This window comes from Rubritalea profundi, assembly GCF_002954445.1.
In the GTDB taxonomy this organism is placed as follows: domain Bacteria; phylum Verrucomicrobiota; class Verrucomicrobiia; order Verrucomicrobiales; family Akkermansiaceae; genus Rubritalea; species Rubritalea profundi.
In genome coordinates, this window is record NZ_MQWA01000001.1 from 838,753 (window position 1) to 862,149 (window position 23,397).

A 23,397-nucleotide genomic window follows, 5' to 3' on the forward strand; every position below is an offset into this window, starting at 1 on the left:
AAACCATAGAATTACGATGAACCCACAAGACTATATACCGACACCCTGCCACGAAGACTGGAACCTAATGACTGGAGAACAACGCCAGAAATTTTGCAATAAATGCAGCACTCATGTCCACGACCTCACCGACTATTCCTGCGATGAAATCCTAGCTCTCAAAGTTCAGAACGGCGGCAAGCTCTGTGGTGCATTTCGTCTCGCTAGGCCACTCACCCTCGGAGCCAGCATCGCCACTCTCGCCTTGGCTTCCTGCCAACAAAAAGAAACCACTGCCACTGAGAACACTGAGTCCGGACCCGACAAGACCTCTGAAACCATCCCGGTTCATGCAGATCCTGATCCTATCCTTAATGTCCTCAAAGGCATCGTTTGCCCAGAACCTGAGCTAGAAGTCGTCGAGCCGGAATCAACGACCAAGCATCTCCTTGGTAAAATCGCAATTCCAGAAGTTGAGCTTGTTCCTGTCCCAAGAATCAAAGGGGAGATCCACATACCAAACACTGAGGAATAGTGACCGTCCGTGGAGAGCAAAGGCAGGCTTGGGCTGCTCGACGAACCATTCTAGCACTTGATCTGATTCGGCGGGTTTGCTATCTTGATCCTTGATGCGTCCTCCTTAAAACGCCAGTCTAACTACCTTATGAAATCGCCATTTTTCGTCCCCATGACACTTCTTTACCTCGCGCTTGTGGCACCAGCGCAGGACAAGAATCTCAACAGCATCATCGCACCCGGCACCGAGGTCAATTTACTCGCCACTGGCATGAAGTTCACCGAGGGGCCAGTCTGGCTGCCTGAGAATAGCATGGTCGTTTTCAGTGACATCCCTAACAACATGCTAATGCAGTGGTCGGAAAAAGATGCACTCCTGCCCTACAGAAAATCCGAGGCCTCGAACGGCAACATCCTTGACCTGCAAGGCCGACTTCTCACCTGCCAACATGCGGGACGTAACATCATCCGCACCGAACCCGACGGCACCATCACCGTGCTCGTCGATAAATTTGAAGAAAAAAAATTAAACTCCCCCAACGATCTCGCGATCAAATCCGATGGTTCGATCTGGTTCACCGACCCTAGCTACGGGTTACGGGGAAAACCAAGCGAGCTTCCAGGCAAGTGGGTGTTCCGGCTCGATGTAACAACGAAGAAGATCACTGTGATATACAAGGACTTCGACATGCCAAATGGCATTGCCTTTTCTCCTGATGAAAAACGCGTTTATATCGCAGACACGGGCAAGGTGGGCATCATCAGAGCCTTCGACGTGTTAGGAGATACCATCGGAGACAAACCTGTCTTCGAGATTCCGATACGCTGCGATGGTATGTGTATCGACACCAAAGGAAACATCTACACCACTTCCAAAGGTGGTGTCCATGTGTTTGATAAGGATGGCAAAAAACTCGGCGTGATCTCGATACAGGAACATCCAGCCAATGTTTGTTTTGGTGGCAAGGACTTCGATACCTTGTTCATCACAGCTAGGAAGTCGCTTTACTCGGTCAAGACTCTGGCCAGGGGGGCACTGCCAGCAAAAAAATAAAGGATGTCTACCAATCCCCTTCGAGGCAAACCTACTTCTTTGCTAACGGTTCAAGATCGACTTTTTTAAATTCAACTTCGGAGCCTTCGGCTTGAAGCGCGATTTGCCCTTTTCTGGCTGTTGATTTAGTCCCATGGTTTACAAGGATATCGTTGACCCATACTTTCACCTCGTCAGCTTTACACTCGATGACCATTTTATTCCACTCACCTAGCTTGTTCTCGGAATCATCCGTAAGGTTCAGGATGCGACGTGCATCGCCTTTACTTCCACCATATTTTTGTCCCTCTTTCTTCGGCCGGCGCTGATCCATGTTGGGGACTTCAATATTTTCCTCGATACACCAGAAGTCTCCGGCATGACCGGATTGCATCTGAATTTCGATCGATTTTGGAAACATTCCATAAAGAACTCGTGGCGTGGAGGAATGAACCAACACACAACAATTGCCGGGCTTTCCAGTGAAACGATACTCCACGGTAAGACGATAGTTCTCGTAAGACTTGTCAGAGATTAAATGGCCGCGAGGGCTGCCAAGGCTCACCAATTTTCCATCCCTCACAATAAAGCTGGGCTGAATGCCAGGGGTTTTATCGGCACTTGGCACATCGGTCTTCCAGCCCGCAAGATCTTTCCCGTTAAATAATGGTTCGGCAGTCGCTAGCGGTCCACCAAGTAAAGCCACAGCTAATGTAGCAAAAATTGTCATTCTGATTTTCATGATCTCTTTTAAAACGTTTGCTTGTAGTACTATATTTCACTCAGACTCAGCAAACATCAAGTTACTGCTACTGACTGCTAGGAATTTGATTTTTGGATGGCTTTCTAGAGGACTGCGTTGATGGTGAGGAAAAAAACTTTCATAAGATCATCCTTGTCATATGTCCTCATAAAGAGAAGCCTTTTTCCAATGTTAGGAAGAGTATTATTTTTGGTCACCCTGCTGTCAATCCCGCGGCTGGAGGCAATTACATTTAAGGACAGCGATGTGGTTGTTTTTCTGGGAAACACCGTGATCGAACGCGCGCAAAAGTATGGCCACTTGGAGACGTCAGTCACTTTGGCTGCTGGGAAAAAGAACCTCAAGTTTCGAAACCTTGGCTGGAGTGGTGATAGCGTTTTTGGGCACGCTCGCAGTTATTTCGGGCCTCCGAAAGATGGAATCGGTCGACTCAAGGCCGACCTAGCTGAGCTCAAGCCGAATGTGGTCATCGTCTGCTACGGCGCGTTAGCCGCTTTTGAGGGAGATAAAGGACTGCCAGAATTTATCGCGGGATACGAAGGTCTCTTAAATATGATCGCGGAGACGGCAAACCCGCGTGAGATTGTTCTCGTTTCACCACCTCCGGCCGAAAGCCTTGGAGATCCCATGCCCGATATGACGGAGCACAACCAGCGTTTGGCACAGTACTCGAATGCAATTGCCGAGCTAGCCAAGAAGAGGAAGCTTTCCTTTGCCGATTTTTATACTGCAGTGGGGACCGGAGGGAAGGGTCTCACCGATAATGGACTACATTTCCATGAAAAAGGTTATCGTGTAATCGCTCCGAAGTTCACCAAGGCTCTTGGACTGACTCCACCTAACGAAAGCCAGCTTGAGAGCGAGCGGGGTGGCAAGCTCCGCGAAACCATCGTAGCAAAAAACAAACTTTTCTTCCACCGCTGGCGACCAGCCAACGAAACCTACCTGCGTCTTTTCCGTAAGCATGAACAGGGAAACAACGTCAAGGAACTACCCATGTTTGATCCTTTCATTGCAGAACGTGAAAAAGAGATCGAAACCTTCAGACAATCCATTTCAACCGTCAAATAATGATCCCGAGAACCTTACTTACCGTCTTGTTTTGCACTCTCTCTGCCCACGCTCAGCGCGGGCTAACCGATATTCCTAATCCTGATCCGGTCGTACAGAAGCAAGGCTTCAATCTACCGGAGGGCATGCAAATCGAACTTTTCGCGTCCGATCCCATGATCGCGAAACCCGTGCAAATGAATTTTGATACGCAAGGTCGTCTCTGGCTTGTTTCGAGCGGAATGTATCCCCACATCGTTCCCGGAGCTGAGGAGAATGATCGAGTTCTGGTGCTTGAGGATACCAATGGTGATGGCAAGGCTGACAAGCGCACTGTCTTTGCCGAAAATCTACACATCCCAACAGCCGTGTTGCCTGTCGATGGTGGAGCGTATGTTGCTAACTCAACCGAGATTCTCTTCTTGGAAGATACTGATGGTGATGGCAAGGCTGATAAGCGGACCGTTGTACTCTCAGGTTTTGGAACCGAAGACACGCATCATCTTGTGCACACCCTGAAGCAGGGGCCAGATGGCATGATCTATTTTATGCAATCGGTTTATATTCATAGTCATCTTGAAACTCCCTATGGCGTGCGTCGTCTGATGGGTGGTGGAATCTGGCATTTCAGACCAGAGACCCAACGCGCAGAAATCCTTTCCAAAGGTCTCTGGAATCCCTGGGGATTTGCCTTCGACGATTACGGTCAAACCTTTGCTACCGATGGGGCAGGAGGACAAGGTATCAACTATATTTTCCCACGATCAGTTTTTCACCCTTCTCCCGGAGCCAAGCGCGTGATGAAAGGGCTTAACCCAGGCCAGCCAAAACTCTGTGGACTCGAAATCCTCTCAGGCTCCCATGTTCCCGATGCCTTGCGCGGTGTGATGATTTCACCAGACTTCCGCGGCCATCGGATCAACACCTACAAACTCACACCCGACGGCAGCACCTACACCTCGACTCGGATTGCAGATTTCCTGAGTTCATCCCATCGGGCCTTTCGACCTATTGATGTGAAAATGGGACCAGACGGAGCGGTTTACATTGCCGATTGGTATAACCCTATCATTCAGCACGGTGAAGTGGATTTCCGGGACAAAAGACGAGACCACACAAGGGGGAGAATCTGGCGCGTCACGTTCAAGGATCGCCCGCTGATTGAGAAGAAGAATTTTTCCAAGGCTACGATTGATCAGATTCTAAGCAGCCTGCTTTCAAAGGAACGCGTCCACCGTGATCTGGCGCGGACCGAACTCCGGAATCGCAAAAAATCTGAGACTTTTCCGAAACTGAAGTCATGGAGCGCTGGTCTGAAGGATGATTTTTCACTGCTACAAGCCATGTGGGCGTATCAAGCGCTCAACTCGACCAACGTCGACATCGTAACGACTCTAGCTTCATCCAGCGACCCTCGTTACCGAGCTGCTGCGTTGCGCTTGATCTATCATCGCTACGATGAAGTGACGGGAGCGAAGGAAATTGTTAGGAAAGCCATTGACGACAAGAACGCTCAGGTGCGTCTCGGGGCCATCAGTTGTCTAGCGCAAATGCCCGATTCTCAATCGGTCCCGTTGGCTCTCCGTGCGCTGGATCACCCCGTGGACAAACCCATCGATTTTGCGCTCTGGTCGATTGTGCGCGAGCACGAAGCTCACTGGGTTCCGCAATTTGAATCGGGAAAAAACATCTTCGACGGCAACCTTCCTCATCTTCTCTTTGCGATGAAGTCACTCGGCAAACCGCTCTCATTGAAGATCATTTTCAAAGGACTTGATGACGACTCGCTCGACGCGCAACAAAAGGCTCAAGCCATTGAAGTGATCTCGCAGGTTGGCAATGCCAAGGATTTGGAACGCCTGCTCGATCTTGCTCCTAATAATCCGGCCGTACTGGATCATCTCATCACGGCTAAAAAAATCAGAAAGCTTCAGCCAGCTAAAGGGCTAGAGAAAATCCTCCCATTACTGGAGAGTGATCAGCCGGAAATTTTCAGTAAAGCGGCACAACTCGCTGGATTGTGGAAGCTTGCCCCTGCGCGCAAAAAACTCGTTGCAGCATTGATGGACTCACCCAAAAAACGTAAAGCGGCGGCGGAAGGCCTTAGGCTCTACGGGGGAGCTCAGGCGGTGACCTTGTTTGAAAAAATGATTCAGCAAAACACGGACGAGCCACTTCGCATTCTTGCCGTTAGGGAACTGGCGAGTCTTGCGCCCGACAAAGCCGCGGCTGCCGCTGTTGAACTACTGGCAAAGGATGATGGCTCAGATCGGCACAGCCTCTTGAGTCTCTTCTTGAAAAACCCTAAAGCTTCCACAGCCCTCGCTAACGCACTGAAAGGAAAAACGCTTTCACCCAAGATTGCCAGCCTTGGATTACAACGCGCAGGAACTTCAGGAAAGCCACCAAAAGACTTGATGGAAGCACTCAAGATTGCCGGAAAACTCAAGCCCATGACACAAAAGCTCTCGGCGAAGGATATGGCCACAATGGTGAAGCGCGTCAATACTGATGGCGACCCTCATCGTGGCGAGACCATCTACCGTCGTGTAGCTATGCAGTGCACGGCATGTCACGCTATCGGAGGGATAGGCTCTCCCATTGGTCCCGACCTTGTCAGCATCGGCGCAAGTGCCCCTGTAGACTACCTCATCACCTCGCTACTTAACCCCAATGACAAGATCAAAGAAGGTTACCACACCACGTCGGTGATTGAGAAAAATGGCAATGCCCACACTGGCGGGCTTGTGAGCGAAGGTCGAGAGGAAGTCGTTCTGCGTGACTTTGCTGGCAAAAGCATCCGCATCGCCAGAGCTGACATTAAGTCCCTCAAAATAAGCCCGGTTTCCATGATGCCTCCGGGACTCACCGCAAGCCTGCGGGAAGACGAATTTATCGACCTAGTCCGGTTCCTTTCCGAGCTCGGCAAAGAGGGTGACTTCAAAACCGATGCCCGGCAGGTTATTCGTAAATGGAAGGTGCTTCAGTCTCACAAGAGAGTGGCTGACCAGATCGCTCACCGAGGAGCAGTTATCTTCGCCGAGCCATTCAAAGGCTACCTGTGGACTCCACTAGTCAGTCGCGTCAATGGGGGAATCCGTCCAGGTGATCTTCCGATAGTCAAAGGCAGGGGAAATAGTCGTTGGGGGGTCGCTAGATTTGGTCTAGGCTCTAAAAAGAAGGGCAAAGTCATTCTAAAAATAAATAATACTCACCAGATGTATCTTTTTGACGGCATCAAAGAAATCAAACTCCCTAAAGAAGGACCCGCAACAATCGTAGTTAATGCCGGGGGAGCGGATGACCGCTTCACCCTAGCTGTCAATTCAACCCAACGCCTAGCTCCTTTCCTTATCGAGACTCAAACAAAATAGAATTCCATAAAAATGAAAACCATCTATCTCATCATCCCCCTCGGTCTAGTTGCCATGCTCATGGCAGCCATCGATTCTCATTCCGATTCTACCAACCACCAGAAAATAGTCCTCGCCCCGGGGATTTACACCGAGGGAGCATCCTTCGGAGATGTCAATGGCGATGGCCAGATCGATCTTGTTGCCGGCCCACTATGGTGGCAAGGACCGGATTTCCAGAAAAAACATCGCTACCGCGCTGGCGAAGCCGTTTCTCCAAAAGGCTACGCCCACAACTCTTTTCAAAGCTGGATAATGGATATGAACGGAGACGGCAGAGCCGACATCTTCCAAGTGGCACACGATGGAAAATTCCATCTTGATCTCTACCTGCAACCCGAAAATCCCTCAGAAGACTGGCCTCGCCACCGCGTAGCAGCAAAGGTCGGTAATGAATCACCCGAGATGGGCGACCTGACAGGAGACGGCAAGCCGGAATTCATCGCAATGCAGGAAGGGCGGTTTGGCTTCTTCACCCCAGACTGGGAAAACGCAGAGAAACCTTGGGTATTTCACCCCATCTCACCTAAGCGCACAGGGTCACCTTACTACCACGGTCTAGGTTTTGGTGATCTCAATGGCGATGGAAAAATTGATATTCTGGAAAAGGAAGGTTGGTATGAAGCGCCAGCTGATCCGCTTAAGCCCGGCGATTGGAAATTTCACCCTTATAGCTTATCCTCAAAAAAAGGTGGCGCTCAAATGTTAGTCTATGACATCGATGGCGATGGTGATCAGGATATCGTGACCAGCCTCAGTGCCCACGCATGGGGTCTTGCATGGTTCGAGAACGAAAAGCGAGATGGCCAGATTCATTTTAAGAAGCACGTGCTCATTCCTGAGGACAAGTCTCCCGGCGTCGGAGGAGTCAGTTTCACACAGTCACATGCGCTGGTAACAGGTGATTTCAACGGCGACGGCCTAACTGACTTCGCTACAGGAAAGCGTTACTGGGCCCACGACGGTCGAGACCCGGACGCCAAAGGAGCCGCAGTGCTCTATTGGTATGAGCTTGTTAGAGACGATAAGGGGGCGCGTTTCATCCCCCATCTCCTCGACTCAGATTCCGGGGCAGGAACCCAGTTGGTGGCAGCAGATGTCAACGGCGATGGTAAAAGCGACCTCGGCGTCGGAAATAAAAAAGGAGTCTTTCTGTTCGTGAGCCGTAAAGGAAGCGGCGAGTAGCGATAGATTCTCATGCCAGCCCCCTTTCCTTCTCCAGAAACCTGGCTCCACTCCAAGCTGAAATTTCTTAGGAAATGCTTCCGGCCATTCGGATTTTACAGTCTATTTACATACTCTTTCACAATCCCACGCCACTATTGCATCCTATGAAAACACCAACGTCTGCAAATCAGAACCCGCTCATTTTCGGGATCAAAGGAATCCTCATCACCACCCTACTGATCACCATCAGCCTCGGAACCGCATCCGCCGAAAAGAAATCTCGTAACTTTTTTGCTCCAAAAGGGATTATCGTAACTGCCCCCACGGTTCAGAAAGACGGAACCCATAGAATCCCGATCAAGTTCAAGACGGCGATTATCCACTCAGCGCAATGGATGTCCAAAGTCCACAGTTCGGTTGTCGGAAAGGAGATCCACATCACTGCCGATTTTAGGCTGGCCGGAGGATCTAGTCTTGTCGGACGAAAAAAAACCTACCCGGGCTACATCGAACCCAAAGGGGTTGCAGCAGGAACCTATGAACTCAAATACCTCGATCCAAACGGCAACCTGCATGACATCGGGCCGGTGACCCTTCCGTGATTCACTCCCCCATCTTTTTACCGGTGAGCAGACAAGCCGCTATCTTCCCCCATGCCAGCCCTCCGAACACCTTAGCCAAAAGGTAAATTTCTAGCAGTTCAACCAGCTCAACGAGCGCGATCCAGAAGAAGAGCAAATGAGAAAAAATCAAAACATGTTCTCCCGCTCCATCCATCTGACCTTGGTGATCCTAGTGGGTTCCTTTTCCTCACTCAACGCTGAGGACCCGCAGATCACGGAAGAGATCGATGAATATATGGAGCTGATGACACAGTTAACCTACAAGACCACCACCAAGCCGGAGCGCGGAAGAGTGTCAGAGTGCAAAGCTGTGAGCCCAATGCGTGGTTTTCCCAAGGCTATGGCGAATGTAAAGGTTCGCTTCATCCGCCTCAATCACGGTGGAAATGGATGGGACGATGGCATGGGCAAAAGCGGAGCCGACACCAATTTTCTGCAAGCCTTCGGTAAAGCGACCGGATTCAAGGTCGCCGAGAAAGGCGAAAGCCACGCGGTCGGGCTTCTGAAAAAATATCCGGATGACGGCTTCCCTCCTTTCGTTTACCTGACTGGAAACGGAAGCATGGGACGGGTCAGCACCGCAGGTACAAAAGTCCTCCGTGAATACTGCCTCAAAGGCGGAATGCTCATCGCCGATGCCGGTAGGCGAAATTCCACCAATCGTTCTTCCACTTCATGCGGCAGGTCTTTCCGGACAAAGCCCTCGTAGATATCGCCGACGACGACATGATCTACCAACTGCCTAACGGATTCCCTGATGGGCCTCCCGCCTTCTGGCACCACGGTGCAGGCGCCCTCTGGGAATTAAGCACGACGGGCGCTGGTGCGTATTCTATCACCCAGGTGACATGAACGATGCCTGGAAATCGAAGGGGTCCATAGACGTGACGCCGAAAAATGCGCGACGCCGCAATAAATCTCGGGATCAACCTCGTTTACTACTCCTTCAACCAGTGGGACAAGGCGACCCAGAAGAAAAAATGACGGTGGGAGATGGTTAGCCAGAAACCTGGCCCACCATGGGCCAGAGCCCAACCCAAACTCAACATCATGGCCAGCTTCACCGATGATGGTCAGTGCATCCACCTAGCACCGATCGGAACCGTCCGCCTCGGCCCGCAATCCACCTTGGAATACTGCAACTGGATGGTGCTCGGCAACAAAGCTGAAATCGTACCACGACTCAATGCATTGTTAGCAAAACACAAAGACGAGAAGTTCAAGCTCACCGATACTAAGTGAGCTTTGGTCTCATCTCTGCGCCTGTGCCAGCGCATGAGATTCTATTTGAATTCGAGCTCTGAGAACTTCAGCGGATGCTGGAGAACTTTTTCGCCTGCATTGTTGATGATGCTGAGCGCGATCGACTTGTCGTCCCAATCGATTTCGATGAGCCCGGAGTTTTGTACGGGAAATGATTTGCCGACTCGGAATGAGTTTTTAGCGTTGGCCCATCCCTTGCTTGCATGGGTCATTCCGCTACTGGTAAGATCGTAAAACGGGTAACCTAGGGCATCCGTCTTCGATAGCTCCGCGAAGTGCACGTCGCCAGAGATCGCAAAGGTGTGCACCGCCTTGTGCTTCTTGAGTAATTCGAAGAGGCGCTTTCTTTCGTGCGGGACATTGCCCCAGTTCTCCATGCCCTTTTCGTGAGCGAGCACCTGGATGCTGCTGCCGATGATGCGGATGTCAGCAGCGACTTGGAGTTGTTCGTCGAGCCACCTCCATTGTGCCTCGCCCAGAAGAGTCTTGGAGGTGTCGTCGGTGGGCTTGTACCAACCGACGGTTCCTTTCGCTTTCGGTCCTTTTGTGCGTGGTAGTTCGTCGCGGAAATAACGGGTGTCGAGCATCAATATCTGGCAGGTTTTGCCAGGGGTACCGAAGGTGTATGAGGCGTAGACTCCAGCGCGTTTGCGTCGCGGTGAGTCGGCTGGGTCTTTGAAAAAATCGAGGAAGATCTGTTGTGACTCTTCACGCATCTTGTAGGATTTGCCGCCGTCGTTGATGCCGTAGTCGTGGTCGTCCCATGTCGCGATCACAGGAGTGTTTTTACAAAGTTTTTGGTAGCCTTCGCTGTCTCCGAGTTTTTGCCATTTTTTCGAAAGGAGCTCCATGTCCGCGGTGTCGCCGTAGATGTTGTCGCCGAGGAAGAGAAACGCATCGGGTTTGTGTTTAAGAATTGCCTCATACATCGGAGAGTTCCCTTTCTTCGGTTCATTGCACGAACCAAACGCTATTTTTTTGATAATCTTGGCTTGGTGGAAATCGCTTTTCACCTGCGATTGTGCGGCAGCGCATAATCCGGTCGAGATCGTTGCTATTGAAAATAATTTTTTCATCATGATGGTTGCTTTTGGTAATGGTTAGAGCGCTGACTTGATGCTTCGGAGCTTCGGCCGTTCAGTGGATTCCTTGATCTCTTTAATGGCATCTCTTACGGTCTTGGACTTGAATTCTCCGAGTCTTTTGGGGAAGCTCTTTTCTTTGTTATCGAAGTAGTCAATTGCATCCTCAAGCATCGGTATGGCGCGCTGTCCGTGAGCTCCGTAGCTCTTCATAAGCTCCATGACTACGGTAATACGTTTCTCACTCGCATGTTGTTTCATGTTTTTTGCATAAGCTGCAGTCAGCTCAATACCCTCGCTAATGCCGTGCTTGGCAAAAAGCTTCAGACCTGCTGTCTGGATTTGGTCGGCAAACATAATTCCACTTGGTGCGGGTTCTACGATGGCGCGGTAGGTGCCGAGAACAGGAAGTTTCACCACTAGTTGCTTCTGCTTTCCTTGGCGCCAACAGATTAGAGAGAGGTTTCCTTTGCCGGCATCCGACTCGGCGATTGTGAGTGCCTTGCCGAATTCGGTTCCTGGATCATAGGAGAAAAGTTTGCCGAAGACTCCAAGTATTACGTCACCCACTTTTAGTACGTTGGCGGCAGGTGAGCGTGCATCTACTTTGGTGATATAGATTTGCCGAGCCTCGGAAGTTACCATTTGATTGCTGAAGATCCATCCGCGAGCTCCAGTTGCGCCGAGATTCCAGTCATGGGTCGCGCCCTCGGGGATAGCATCGCCTTTGAGGAAGTCAGGTATTTTCATCTTACCAGACGGTGCAGCAATAAGGTGGGCTGTAGTCAGCACTAAAATTCCTAGGACTTTGATGAGTTTTTTCATATAGATAGAAGAGAGATCTAGTGAAGCGGTAGTACACCACTTTTATTTTTAATAAGAAAAAATGCAGCGAGGTCTTTTATATTGCCAGTAAAATCGTAACTTTATTGACTGCTAGAAATTGACTTTTGAGGTAAGATACTCAGAAGGGTTGGCATGGGGGGAGATCGATAACATCACGCAATGTTACCATTAATTTGACGCGACACCTCCTTTCTCATCAACTAACGGGGAAGCTAGGAGAATTGAATTTTATCTACTATGCACTCGGTGTGATTTCTGTAACGTTCGCGAGACCGTGGCTGACGCATTCTCTACTCTCTTCTCTTTTCAAGGGATATTTTTCATCCTACTAGGAACAGCTCTCGGCATCTTTGTGGGTGCTATTCCCGGGCTCACAGGGGTCATGCTTATTGCCCTAGTTTTACCGCTCACTTATACGATGGACTCGCACCTGGCGCTGACGCTGCTGATTGCTATCTATGTAGGGGCTATCTCGGGAGGAATGGTCACCTCTACTTTACTGCGTATGCCGGGAACACCGGCATCCATCGTGACGACGTTCGATGGCTATCCGATGGCGAAAAAAGGACAACCTGAACGCGCTTTAGGACTTGGTGTGATGGCGTCCTTTGTGGGCGGCCTTATCTCGTGGGGGTTTCTGATATTACTGGCCAAACCCATTGCAAAACTATCGCTTAATTTTGGCCCCTGGGAATACTTCACTCTAGTACTTATGGCGCTTGTTCTTATCGCTACCATCGGTGGTAAGTCACTGAGTAAGTCCTTGTTTGCGGGTTTTCTAGGCATCCTGCTCTCGATGCCCGGCATGGCAGCTGCGACCGGTCAGACGAGGCTGACTTTCAATCTCCCTGAGTTAAACGACGGCTTCAAACTCCTGCCAGTCCTGATTGGCCTGTTTGCTGTAAATCAGATCTTTCGAGAAATAATCAACAGCCGCAAAACCAGCAAAGCTCCCGCTATTCATACTACAGGGGCAAAAATTAGACTCAAAGACTTTGCCCAGCACGGAGTCAATATGGTTCGCTCGTCAATCATCGGCACCTGGATTGGGCTGTTGCCTGGCATCGGGGCAAACATTGGATCGGTCACTGCATACTCGGTGGCTAAATCGACCTCGAAGGAGCCCGAGAAATTTGGCACCGGTCACGAAGATGGAGTTGTAGCCGCTGAGTCCGCTAACAACGCGACCATTGGCGGCGCTCTGATCCCGCTGGTGGCGATGGGAATTCCCGGCTCGGTGGTGGAAGCCGTTCTGCTAGGTGCGCTGATTGTGCACGGACTTCAGCCCGGACCACGCCTTTTCACTGAATCACCGTCGATGGTTTATACCATCATGGGAGCCACCATCATGGCGAACTTTGCAATGGCCGCCATCATGTTGGTTTCGATGCGTTTTCTCGCCAAGCTGGCCAAAATACCACTCCCCTATCTGATGCCGCTGATTCTAGCGTTCTGCATCATCGGCTCATTTGCCTGAATAACCGAGTGTTCGATATCTGGGTAATGCTGGGCTTCGGTTTGTTAGGATTTCTTCTCGAAAGCAAAAACATCCCACTCGCTCCCTTTGTCATTGGTTTTGTATTAGGGCCGATTGCCGAAGAAAACCTTACCATCGCGTTGTTATCAGAGACGCCTATCTTCACCAGGCCGATTTCAATCGTCTTCATAGCTGTTGCCGTATTCATGCTGCTGTTACCTATTTTCAAAAAAATGCGTAATCAATCAAAAATGAATCCAGCCTAAACTCGATCATGAAATCTAACGCAGTGAAATATTTTCTATCGCTCATCATCCTTGCGCTTCTAGTCTGGCGTTTTGTCCCGACTGGAGAAAACTCCGATCAGTGGCCGCAAAGGACTGTTCGTATCGTAGTGCCCTACGGGGCCGGTGGAGGAACGGACACGTTTGTTCGTAAAGTCGAGCCCATTTTCAAACAACAAAACTTGCTACCACAGAGCATCACCATACTCAACCAAGCGGGTGGAGGCGGCACGATAGGAACGCTGGACGTGATAGATGCTGCTCCCGATGGCTATAAGCTGCTCTGTCACCACGAAGCAATGCTCACGGCCAAGCTCTCGGGCGTCGTTGATTTTGGATCTGAGGACTTACTACCGATCATCCAGACGGGAAAAGTGATCTTAGTTGTCGTAGTGCGGGCGGACTCGCGCTTCACCGATCTCAAGTCATTGCTTAATGAGGCTGCCGCTAAGCCTAACACGATCAATTTTGGTGCCGATGCTGGGTCAGACGCCCTTGCGGCTGCCTTATCATTAGAGAAACATGTTGACGGAGCAAAGATGAAATACATCCCCTCTGCTGGGGGCGCAAAGCGTTTGACCAATCTCTTAGGAGGGCATTTGGACGCCGCTATCTTCAACTTAGGAGAGTATCACGATTTCCTAGCTTCTAAAGACACACCACCTTCTGAGAATATCAAAGCCATTGCCTCGTTCGATAGTGAGCGCCATCCTTCTGTGCCTGAGCTAGCCACATGCACCGAGCAGGGCTTCCCTGTCGTTGCCAACAATGCGTATTACTGGTTCGCGCCCAAGGGCACTCCACAACACATCATCGATACCATGCGTGTTGCTCTGGAAAAGGCATTCACCCACCCTAACCTGATCAAAGAACTTGATGAGCTATCGATTGATCCTGTTATGCGCAGCGGAAGCGAGCTCGATGAGTATCTTAAAAACCGTATAAAAGCACTCAAGAGTGTGATGACACCCACGACGCTCAAAACGCCCGATTTCCCATTCTACATCATCATCATCGTGGCTATTTTATTTTTCCTCATGTTGATCCTGAAGCACCCGCCGGAGGATCAAATGGGTGGCGAAAAGCAATCTTCCCGATTCAACAAGCCCGCTACTCTCTCGCTGATTGTGTTCGCTCTGACGATCATCGCGCTACAATTCAATGTGCCCTACATTCTGGTGATCAGCGTCTCTATCTTTCTGATTGGAAATATCATCGCAGGATGGGAGAAAGCGCACTTACTGCCACTCGCTCAGACCGCTGTTCTTTTCGCGCTGGGAACTGAGCTAGTTTTCACCCGCCTCTTCACCGTTCCTTTACCTTAATATTACCTTGATGCCAGATTCATCTAACATGAAAGCCTTCGTCCTTCACGGAGCCAAAGACGTCCGCCTTGAAGAAGTTCCTAAACCGAAACCTGGACCTAATGAGGTTCTCGTCAAAGTCCGCGCAGCCGGGATCTGTGGCAGTGATCTTCACTACCATTCCCACGGACGCTGTGGTGACTTTGTTCCAACCCGTCCATTTATTCTGGGTCACGAATTTGCTGGTGAAATCGTGGCTGTCGGTGATGCCGATCAACAATCTTTGTTAGGCACGCGTGTTGCCGTAGACCCCTCACGTCCGTGCGGTCAATGCAGAATCTGCCGCCAAGGGCGTTATAACCTTTGCCCAGAAATGGTGTACTTTGGCTCAGCCAGCGTCACCCCACCGAGTGATGGCTGCTTTGCAGAATATGTCGTAGCGCCAGCTAAAAATTGTGTCCCTATCCCCGATGCGTTTGAGTTTGCCTGGGGTGCATTGTTAGAGCCTCTGAGCGTGGCGACGCATGCCATCATGCGATCTGGTGGAGTTTCCGGAAAGTCCGTGCTCATCACCGGTGGTGGCACGATTGGTCAGATGATTCTCATCGTCGCCAAAGCATTCGGAGCCAGTCAGGTAGTGGTCACTGATGTTAAACCATTTTCCCGCACCTTCGCTGAAGAGCAGGGAGCCAGCGCCGCTATTGATCCGACGGCGGAAGATTTCCGTGAGCAAATGGATGCCCTCGCCCCGGATGGGTTCGAAGTCGCATTCGAGGCTTCAGGAGTCCCTGCCGCGCTGAACCAGGCATTCGAGTTTACTGCCAAGGGCGGCACAGTTGTCCAGGTCGGCACTCTTGAAAATGGCATCAGTATTCCAGCCAACACCCTGCTTACTCGGGAAATAAAATACCTAGGATCGTGGCGCTTTGCCAATGTCTTTGACCGGGTGATGGCTCTCATCAGCTCAGGAGCGATCGACGTTCGGGCCTGATCAGCCAGAAATTGCCATTCTCAGAGCTACCCACTGCGATAGAGGCCGCGTATGGTGCCGATGTCATCAAAGTTCAGATTGAAAATCTGGATTAGCACAAAACCCTGCCAATGCTCTGTTTGAGCGATCGGCAGCAATCGCCCCCATCCCGGTTCCTCCGAACAGCTTACCTAAAAAATCTAGCAATCATTTACAGAACCTTATAAACCAGATCTTTTAAACTTTATGAAACGATTACTCCAATCAAAATCGCTGGCACTGATGGTGCTGTTCGCAGGTAGCCTGGCTGTCCAGGCCGCTAATATCCCCGCACCCAAGGATGCGGAAAAACCTAAACCCGCCATCGAACTCGGTGCACCCTTTGCCGATAACGCGATCCTGCAGCGGCAAATGGATCTTCCCGTCTGGGGATGGTCGAAGCCGGGCACCAAGGTGACCGTCGCTTTCGCCGGTCAGAAAAAATCCGCCACCACCGACAAAGACGGCAAGTGGATGCTCAAGCTCGCTCCGCTTAAAGCCAGCTTCAAACCCGCCGAGATGCTCATCACCGAAAGCACAGGCAAAAAGGTCACCCTGAAAAATATCCTCGTCGGTGAAGTCTGGATGGCATCCGGCCAGTCGAACATGCAATGGCTTACAGCCAAGAGCGTTTGTAAGGATTTAATAGTGGAGGACAAAAACGGGGTCGCCCCGATCCGTGAATGTAAGGTGACCAATTACTTCGCCGCACTGCACCCGATCGAACACGCCACCGGCGTATGGAAAAATGGGGATTATTTAACTTACAGCGCCATCGCCTTCGCATTCGCCCACAAGCTCTACGAAGAGCTCGGCGTGCCGATCGGTATTCTCAACTGCTCGTTCAGTCAAACCGCCATCCAAGCATGGACACCACGCGTTGGATACATCGACGCCAAGGATGATTACAGCAAGGCACTCTACCTAAAAACGCTGGAGACCGACCCGTCCACACCCGAGCACAAAGCCGCATGGGATAAGTTCTATCAGGACATCGAAAACACGATCAAAGAAAATGCCGAACTTGTAAAAAATGGCAAGCCGGCCAAGCAAATTCCAACCAAGACTCCGGGCAACCTCAGCGGCAACCGCGACGCCACCTGGCTGTTCAACGCCCGCCTCAACCCGATGATCCCCTGCGCCATCCGCGGTGCCATTTGGAACCAAGGGTACGCCAACATGGGTGAAGGCCTAGTTTACTACAACAACCTGCACAGCCTGATCCGTGGCTGGCGCAAACTCTGGGACAAGCCAGAGCTCCCCGTCTATTTCCACCAGTTCTACTGCCCCCGCGTCAAAGGTGGTCGTAAACACAACCACCCGAGCATCGGAAGCACCGCTGAAATGCGCGCCGGCACCTGGCTCGCACGCGATATCCCACATGCCAACATGGCCAGCCAGATCGATATCGAAGGAGCCATCCACTACCAAAACAAAGCCATCCCCGGCCAGCGCCTCGCACTGCACGCATTGAAAAACCAATACGGTAAAAAAATCGTCGCCGACGGACCGATGTTCAAGTCTTACAAAGTTGAGGGCAACAAGCTGATTATCGAATTCGACCACGCAGAAGGCGGACTGGTCGTTGCCGAAACCCAAACCAACTCGAAGAGCGTCGCCGTCCCGACTGTCATTCCGAACGGAGCCGATAAAGTAGGGCTCTTCTCCCTCGCTGGTGAAGACCGCATCTGGCACCCGGCCACGGTGAAGATCGAAGGCAATCAAGCCATCGTCACCTCCGCCGGAGTCAAAGCCCCCCGTGGCGTTTCCTACGGCACCGGTGGTATCGGATTCCAGCCGAACCTCTACAACAAGGCACTGCTGCCGACCACTCCGTTTATTTTCTACGATCACAAAATGGTGACCGCCAAAGAATGGCCCCACGATCCGATCCAGATCGCCGGCGTCGTGCCCGACCCGAACATGGGTGGCAAAGTTTACGCCTACCGCAAAATGCCGTTGCTCAGCACCCAGTTCCGCGACAACGCCGTGTTCCAATCTGGCGTTCCCGTCACCATCTTTGGCTCAGCAGTCCACGACTGGGGCCACGATGCCGATGGCGAAGCCGTTATCAAGTTCAGCTTTGCAGGTGTGGAAAAAACCATCCCGGTCATAGCCGGCATGAAACGGTGGCAGGTCGTCCTGCCCGCCATGAAACCTAGCGCCGAACCAAAAACACTGAAGGTGACATTCACCATCGACGGCGAAGTCATCCACGAACGAACCGTCAAAAACGTCGTCATCGGTGACGTCTGGTATGTGGCCACACCGAATCTAAATCTCGAGATCAAAGGCAACCCGGCATCAAAAGGTATCATCCGCGTCATGCAGCGCAAGGCCAAGGGCGGAATGGCTGGCCGGGCCAGACCTTACAGCGTGTGTGTCTCGACCACTCCGCTCAACCGTTTTGCCTCTATCTGGGCAGACGCCAGCGGCTCAACTCTGGCACTCGGCCAACGGCTCGCCTCCAAATCCGGCAACCCTGTCGGAATCATTATCATGCAGGGAACCGCAAGCGTGAAAGTGCCTGGCCAAAAGAAAGCCAAGCGCGTCCCGCTCGACCTCAAACACTGGATCCCCAATGCCTACCTCAAGCAAGCACCCAGCTTAATGACCGATTACAAACAGCTCGCCACCATCAACCCCGGCAACGACATCTACGATGCCAACGCCAAACGTTATATGGGCGACTGGAAAAAGCTCTGGGGCGAATACATCCCGCAGCTCATCGCCACCAAAAAAAGTGCCCGATGGAGCCCCCTGGGGACGCTATCCGTCGCTGCCGAGTGCCGTCACCACCGATGCCTCACAGGCCTACTACGTCATGACCCACTCGTTTGGTCCTGCCAGCTTAAAGGGAATCCTTTTCCTCTGCAGCGAAAACATGTTTGAAGGTGAAAAAGCCGCCAACTACGGCGCCGAGCTTTCCGCCCTGGCCAACGGCTGGAAAAACCACTTCGGTGGCACGGACACTCCGTTTTTCTACACCATGCCCGCCAAATCACTCTCAGCCAAAGCCGCGGCTCCCAAGTCGATCAAAGGCAAGAGTGCGGCCATTGAGATCAGCGCCTGGGCGGACAATTCCGCCATCGAGAACTTGATCGACACCGCCGTCAAGGAAACGAGCAAGTAAGGAAGGAACCAATCAGAGAAGCTCACAAAGAGTTTACAGATGCCGGGTTGTTGACAGTGAATGTCAGCCTCTCGGCATTTTTTGTAGCAGGAAAAATCACCTCCTACTCGGTCAACTTTAGCAACTAGGTAAATGGAGAATTGATTCATTGTTTATCGATTTACCCTGGCAGGCTGATCATCAGGCTGCACTTGCCAGAAAAGCGTTTCGTGCAAAGGGCCTTTTCGCGGTAGGGGTTGGTTTCAGCGTACTGGGGAGGAGGTAGCCCTTGCTCACTCTAGCAGCATTGACTAATGTTCATTTGAACATTACATTTTTGTAATGCACGAGCTACCGCTAAGCGCCCTATTTCTTGATTTTGATTCCTACTTTGCCTCGGTGGAGCAGCATCTACAGCCGCATCTGAGGGGGTGTCCTATCGGCATTGCACCGGTGGATGCTGAGACTTCTTGTTGTATTGCGGCGAGTTATGAAGCCAAGGCGCATGGAGTGAAGACGGGAACGTCGATCCGCGATGCTCGGCAACTCTGCCCAGGCATCACGATTGTTGCAGCCCGGCCGGAACTCTATGTCCAATACCACCATCGACTGGTTGCCGCGATAGAATCAACTATTCACGTCGAGGCCGTTCTCTCGATCGATGAACTCTGGTGCTGGCTTCCTTACAATCTGCGGAGCCTAGAGCAGCTCGCCGAAATAGGTCAGAATATCAAGCGCGCCATCGCGGATCAGGTCAGCCCAAATATCACTTGCACGATTGGTGTTGCGCCTAACCGATGGTTGGCAAAAATGGCGTCAAAAATGCGAAAGCCAGATGGGTTTCTGATTCTTGAGTCGAAGGATCTTCCGGATGCGCTGCACTCGCTCCAGCTCTCCGACCTCACGGGGGTGGGCCGCAGCATGGAGCTCAGACTGCACTCCCGTGGCATCCACAGTGTCGCGGAGATTTGCGCCGCTTCCCAGCAAACTCTCCACAGTATCTGGGGCAGCATCGGGGGTGACCGGTTCTGGATGGACCTCCACGGCATTGAACAAAGCGAACAGAAAACCACGCGCCGCAGCATCGGCCACAGCCACGTCCTGCCACCAGATAAACGCAAACCAGATATGGCGCTTCCAGTGGTGCACAAGCTCACGCAAAAAGCTTCGATTCGTTTGAGAAAAGAAGGCTACCTCGCAGGCGCACTCCAGCTCCAGCTTCGCTACCTGCATGGCCCGGGGTGGTCAGCTGAAATGCGCTTCGAGCACTCGAACGATTCACTCCACTTCGCCAAGGTAGTCCGCACGCTCTGGAAAAAACGCCCTGACCAGCAAGCTCCCCTGCTGCAGGTAGCTATGACGCTTAACCACCTTTTAGAACAAAACAACTACACGCCTTCACTTTTCTCTCAGATAGACCCAACAAGAGAGCGACTGAACCAAGCGCTCGATTCCATCCGGCAAAAGCACGGTCAAAAATCCATTCACCTCGCCTGCGAACAAGACGGACTCTCCGCCGCGCCGATGCGTATCTCCTTCACCCACATTCCCGATGTTGATTCAGAGAATCGTTAGAGAAACTGGAGAGAGGAGGCTCATCAATGGATCGATGTGTCGAAGGTCAAAATGTCGAAAGTCTGGTGACTTTATCAAATTTGCAGATAGCCGCTAGAATACAATGGCTTCCTTAAAATATTTATCCGTGCAACTTTTGCGAACGGGAGTAGTTTAGTTTTTCAGGGATATGATGGCGAAACGACAAATACTAGTGGGGAGCCTGAGCATTGTGCTGATCGCAGTGTTCGGCTATTTTCTGATGGCGACTTTCCCTGGTTCAGAATCGAGTTCAAAAGATGCTGAGCGTAAGCAATCCAGCCCAAGAGAGTCGGTTCAACGAAGCCCTTCTACTCATCGCGCTAGCAAGCAGAGCCCGACGGGGCTCGCGGAGGAAGCCGCTAAAAACCTAGACTCCGAACTGCCTAAGGAAGGACTCGTCCGCTTTAAAGACGATGAAAACTATCGAGCCTTTTTAAATAATCTTTCGAGCCGAGGCCTTCGTCTTCTCGGCAACTCTGATACTCTAAAGACAGTGCGTGTGGGGTTTACAAATTTTGACCAACTCAAAGGTATAGACGGCTCTGAGATCTCTCCTAATTTTCCAGTTTTCATACCCTCTCCACCTGAAGTCGGCGTCCAAGCTGGCGCCCAGGCATTTGGAGCCAACGTCCTCGAAGCTATCGGGATTTTCGGCGATAATTCAACATGGGGGAAAGGCATTACTGTCGCCGTTATCGACTCTGGGGTGAACCAGCATATTGCGCTAGAAGAGGGAATCAAGCGACTCACACTCACGGAACTGGCCGATGATGTCACCCAGCTCGGCATGGCACGGCAGTGGCTTCTATCATTTCAGGAAACCATCCATTGACACTGGGGGTGGCGCCAGCGGCTGACATTCTTTCGATTCGTATCACCGATGACCAAGGGGCTTCAAACTCCTTCACTCTAGCAGAGGGCATCATAGCGGCGGTGGATGGGGGGGCGCAAATCATCAACATCTCGATGGGCTCCGAGGGAAACAGCATTGTCGTAGCGGATGCAGTGACCTACGCGCAGGGGCGTGGTGCGGTGATTGTTGCCTCGTCTGGCAACGAAGGCTACAGCACACCGGCCTACCCAGCGGCCTACGATGGAGTCATTTCTGTGGGGGCTATCGATGCCGGCGGCCAGCACCTCGATTTTTCTAACACGGGAAAGAATCTCTCGATCGTGGCACCTGGTTACGAGGTGAATGCTGCGTGGGGTGAAGACCAACTAACGGCATTCACCGGCACATCAGCCAGCACCCCATTTGTCAGCGGAGCGATCGCGGCGGTCATGTCAGAAAACCCAGGCTACACAGCGCAACAAGCGACAGACCTCGTACTCCAACTCTCTAACGAAGCAGGCCAAGTTGGCAGCGATCCACAATACGGGCAAGGTTCGCTGGATCTGGGGAGGGCACTAGAAAACGGCCAATCGGGAATTTACGACATCGCAGTCACCAGCCAAGTACTAGGAAGCAACAGCGCTGGCAGCCCTGTGGTCACTATCGTGGTGCAAAACCAAGGGACTGAGACACTCTTCAATAGCCCATTGCGCATCCAGACTCCTAACGGCACCACAGACATCAGCATCAATAGCCTGATCCCGGGTCAAGTCTACACCACCACCCTTCCCCTTTCCTCTCTTACCAGCGGGGAAACTGCTATAGTTTACAGCTCAGCCAGCACCAGCGGATCCGAAGATAATCAACTCGGTAACAACTCTCGCCAAAATTCCTTTAGTCAAAGCGCGGAATAGCAAATATTCTGCATTCTCACGCTTGCCCCTCGCTCATATTGCGCATAGTTTCCCCGCATCAATCGCTGAGCAACTTTCGCATCATGACTGAAGCAATTATCAAAAGCGCGTTATCTAACGTCAAATACCCAGGATTTTCCCGCGACATCGTCGCATTTGGACTCGTCAAAGACATCAAGATCGACGGCTCTGACGTGGAAGTCACTATCTCGATCCAAACCAAGGACCCCAAGGTCCCTGAAACCATTTTCAAAGAGTGCCAAGATGCTCTCAACCAGATCGATGGGATTGGGACGACTCGCGTCAATGTCGACGTGAAAAACCCGGAAGCGCAAGCTGGTGGTGATCAATCGACAGCTGGGGGGAAAACCTCGATCCCAGGTGTCAAACAAATCATCGCAGTGGCATCTGGCAAAGGCGGCGTCGGCAAATCGACAATTTCCACAAACCTCGCAGTGGCGCTGGCTAAGACTGGCGCCAAAGTAGGTCTCTGTGATTGCGACCTCTATGGACCATCCACGGCTCAAATGTTTGGCACCAAGCAACAGCCTCTGGCAAACGAGCGCGACGAGATCATCCCGATCGAGGCTCACGGGATCAAACTGATGTCCATGAGCTTCTTGCTCGATGACAACTCTCCAGTGATTGTCCGTGGTCCACTGGCCACTCGCTACACTCAGCAATTCCTCCGCCAAGTCGAGTGGGGTGAGCTGGACTACCTGATTCTCGACCTCCCGCCCGGCACTGGTGACATCCAGCTGACTATCGTCCAGACTGTCGCACTCAGCGGAGTAGTCATCGTGACCACTCCTCAGGAAGTGGCATTGATCGACGCGCGCAAGGCGGCCTCTATGTTTGCCAAGGTCAACGTAGACATCCTCGGGGTGGTGGAAAACATGGCATGGTTCGAGTGTGATCACGGCACTCGATATCCTATTTTCGGTGAAGGTGGCGGAGTGCGCGAGGCCGAGCGTCTCAAGGTCCCATTGCTTGGTCAAATCCCAATCGATGTGCAAACCCGTGAGTGCGCAGACAACGGCACTCCAATCGCCTTACTTTCTGAAACAAATTCTACAGTCAGTGCCGCTTTCAAAGAAACAGCAGCCAAAGTCGTAGCGCGCGTGCAGCGCTAGA

General features: G+C 51.7%; 22 protein-coding genes. 19 read left to right on the forward strand and 3 right to left on the reverse strand.

Annotated elements, in window-relative coordinates:
* The first annotated feature begins 16 nt into the window (after positions 1 to 16).
* Together BSZ32_RS03700 and BSZ32_RS03705 are read left to right on the forward strand one after the other, a co-directional pair.
* Entirely contained in the window at positions 17 to 514 is a 498-nt protein-coding gene (locus tag BSZ32_RS03700) for a hypothetical protein (protein WP_129589577.1), read from the forward strand.
* A 129-nt stretch (positions 515 to 643) separates the two neighbouring features.
* Complete coding sequence (locus BSZ32_RS03705; protein ID WP_105042178.1) at positions 644 to 1,549, forward strand: SMP-30/gluconolactonase/LRE family protein; 906 nt, start codon at positions 644 to 646, stop codon at positions 1,547 to 1,549.
* Between the two features lie 31 nt (positions 1,550 to 1,580).
* On the opposite strand, the gene BSZ32_RS03710 is transcribed toward BSZ32_RS03705, so the two are convergent.
* Complete coding sequence (locus BSZ32_RS03710) at positions 1,581 to 2,270, reverse strand: 3-keto-disaccharide hydrolase (protein ID WP_105042179.1); 690 nt, start codon at positions 2,268 to 2,270, stop codon at positions 1,581 to 1,583.
* 189 nt (positions 2,271 to 2,459) lie between these two features.
* On the opposite strand from BSZ32_RS03710, the gene BSZ32_RS03715 reads away from it, so the two are divergent.
* The 7 genes from BSZ32_RS03715 (at position 2,460) to BSZ32_RS03740 (ending at position 9,786) form a co-directional block, all read left to right on the forward strand.
* Positions 2,460 to 3,362, forward strand: a complete 903-nt coding sequence (locus tag BSZ32_RS03715; protein WP_165788623.1) for an SGNH/GDSL hydrolase family protein — start codon at positions 2,460 to 2,462, stop codon at positions 3,360 to 3,362.
* Positions 3,362 to 6,715: a PVC-type heme-binding CxxCH protein gene (locus BSZ32_RS03720; protein WP_105042181.1), complete on the forward strand. Its 3,354-nt coding sequence runs from the start codon at positions 3,362 to 3,364 to the stop codon at positions 6,713 to 6,715. Before BSZ32_RS03715 ends, BSZ32_RS03720 begins: the two co-directional genes overlap by 1 nt.
* A gap of 12 nt (positions 6,716 to 6,727) precedes the next feature.
* Entirely contained in the window at positions 6,728 to 7,939 is a 1,212-nt protein-coding gene (locus BSZ32_RS03725) for an FG-GAP repeat domain-containing protein (protein ID WP_105042182.1), read from the forward strand.
* A gap of 146 nt (positions 7,940 to 8,085) precedes the next feature.
* Entirely contained in the window at positions 8,086 to 8,523 is a 438-nt protein-coding gene (locus tag BSZ32_RS03730; RefSeq protein ID WP_105042183.1) for a hypothetical protein, read from the forward strand.
* Positions 8,524 to 8,677: 154 nt separating this feature from the next.
* A complete protein-coding gene (locus tag BSZ32_RS03735; protein ID WP_165788624.1) occupies positions 8,678 to 9,253 on the forward strand; it encodes a DUF4159 domain-containing protein in 576 nt (191 codons plus the stop codon).
* Complete coding sequence (locus BSZ32_RS18655) at positions 9,220 to 9,396, forward strand: DUF4159 domain-containing protein (RefSeq protein ID WP_165788625.1); 177 nt, start codon at positions 9,220 to 9,222, stop codon at positions 9,394 to 9,396. The genes BSZ32_RS03735 and BSZ32_RS18655 overlap by 34 nt, the downstream gene beginning before the upstream one ends.
* Positions 9,397 to 9,537: 141 nt before the next feature.
* Positions 9,538 to 9,786: a hypothetical protein gene (locus BSZ32_RS03740; RefSeq protein ID WP_105042185.1), complete on the forward strand. Its 249-nt coding sequence runs from the start codon at positions 9,538 to 9,540 to the stop codon at positions 9,784 to 9,786.
* A 41-nt stretch (positions 9,787 to 9,827) separates the two neighbouring features.
* Here BSZ32_RS03740 and BSZ32_RS03745 read toward each other — a convergent pair whose 3' ends face one another.
* Positions 9,828 to 10,886 (reverse strand): alkaline phosphatase D family protein, encoded by a 1,059-nt coding sequence (locus BSZ32_RS03745; RefSeq protein ID WP_105042186.1) that lies wholly within the window; start codon positions 10,884 to 10,886, stop codon positions 9,828 to 9,830.
* A 21-nt stretch (positions 10,887 to 10,907) separates the two neighbouring features.
* The gene (locus BSZ32_RS03750; RefSeq protein ID WP_105042187.1) at positions 10,908 to 11,714 is read right to left on the reverse strand and encodes a DUF6288 domain-containing protein; all 807 of its coding nucleotides are present in this window, start codon (positions 11,712 to 11,714) and stop codon (positions 10,908 to 10,910) included.
* A gap of 295 nt (positions 11,715 to 12,009) precedes the next feature.
* Here BSZ32_RS03750 and BSZ32_RS03755 point away from each other — a divergent pair, with 295 nt between their 5' ends.
* The 10 genes from BSZ32_RS03755 (at position 12,010) to BSZ32_RS03795 (ending at position 23,396) form a co-directional block, all read left to right on the forward strand.
* Positions 12,010 to 13,212: a tripartite tricarboxylate transporter permease gene (locus BSZ32_RS03755; RefSeq protein ID WP_206018710.1), complete on the forward strand. Its 1,203-nt coding sequence runs from the start codon at positions 12,010 to 12,012 to the stop codon at positions 13,210 to 13,212.
* Between the two features lie 8 nt (positions 13,213 to 13,220).
* Positions 13,221 to 13,478: a hypothetical protein gene (locus BSZ32_RS19125; protein ID WP_206018711.1), complete on the forward strand. Its 258-nt coding sequence runs from the start codon at positions 13,221 to 13,223 to the stop codon at positions 13,476 to 13,478.
* A gap of 8 nt (positions 13,479 to 13,486) precedes the next feature.
* Positions 13,487 to 14,821: a tripartite tricarboxylate transporter substrate-binding protein gene (locus BSZ32_RS03760; RefSeq protein WP_105042188.1), complete on the forward strand. Its 1,335-nt coding sequence runs from the start codon at positions 13,487 to 13,489 to the stop codon at positions 14,819 to 14,821.
* Between the two features lie 10 nt (positions 14,822 to 14,831).
* A complete protein-coding gene (locus tag BSZ32_RS03765) occupies positions 14,832 to 15,791 on the forward strand; it encodes an NAD(P)-dependent alcohol dehydrogenase (RefSeq protein WP_105042189.1) in 960 nt (319 codons plus the stop codon).
* 225 nt (positions 15,792 to 16,016) lie between these two features.
* Positions 16,017 to 18,701 (forward strand): hypothetical protein, encoded by a 2,685-nt coding sequence (locus tag BSZ32_RS03770; RefSeq protein WP_105042190.1) that lies wholly within the window; start codon positions 16,017 to 16,019, stop codon positions 18,699 to 18,701.
* The gene (locus BSZ32_RS03775; protein WP_105042191.1) at positions 18,694 to 18,942 is read left to right on the forward strand and encodes a hypothetical protein; all 249 of its coding nucleotides are present in this window, start codon (positions 18,694 to 18,696) and stop codon (positions 18,940 to 18,942) included. Before BSZ32_RS03770 ends, BSZ32_RS03775 begins: the two co-directional genes overlap by 8 nt.
* Positions 18,943 to 19,263: 321 nt before the next feature.
* Positions 19,264 to 20,496 (forward strand): DNA polymerase Y family protein, encoded by a 1,233-nt coding sequence (locus BSZ32_RS03780; protein ID WP_105042192.1) that lies wholly within the window; start codon positions 19,264 to 19,266, stop codon positions 20,494 to 20,496.
* Between the two features lie 169 nt (positions 20,497 to 20,665).
* Positions 20,666 to 21,349, forward strand: coding sequence for a hypothetical protein (locus BSZ32_RS03785; protein WP_105042193.1), 684 nt, complete (start codon positions 20,666 to 20,668; stop codon positions 21,347 to 21,349).
* Positions 21,316 to 22,263 (forward strand): S8 family peptidase, encoded by a 948-nt coding sequence (locus BSZ32_RS03790; RefSeq protein WP_105042194.1) that lies wholly within the window; start codon positions 21,316 to 21,318, stop codon positions 22,261 to 22,263. The genes BSZ32_RS03785 and BSZ32_RS03790 overlap by 34 nt, the downstream gene beginning before the upstream one ends.
* A gap of 83 nt (positions 22,264 to 22,346) precedes the next feature.
* Positions 22,347 to 23,396 carry an Mrp/NBP35 family ATP-binding protein gene (locus BSZ32_RS03795; protein WP_105042195.1) on the forward strand — a complete coding sequence of 350 codons (1,050 nt, stop codon included), beginning with the start codon at positions 22,347 to 22,349 and terminating at the stop codon, positions 23,394 to 23,396.
* The last annotated feature ends 1 nt before the right edge of the window (position 23,397 follow it).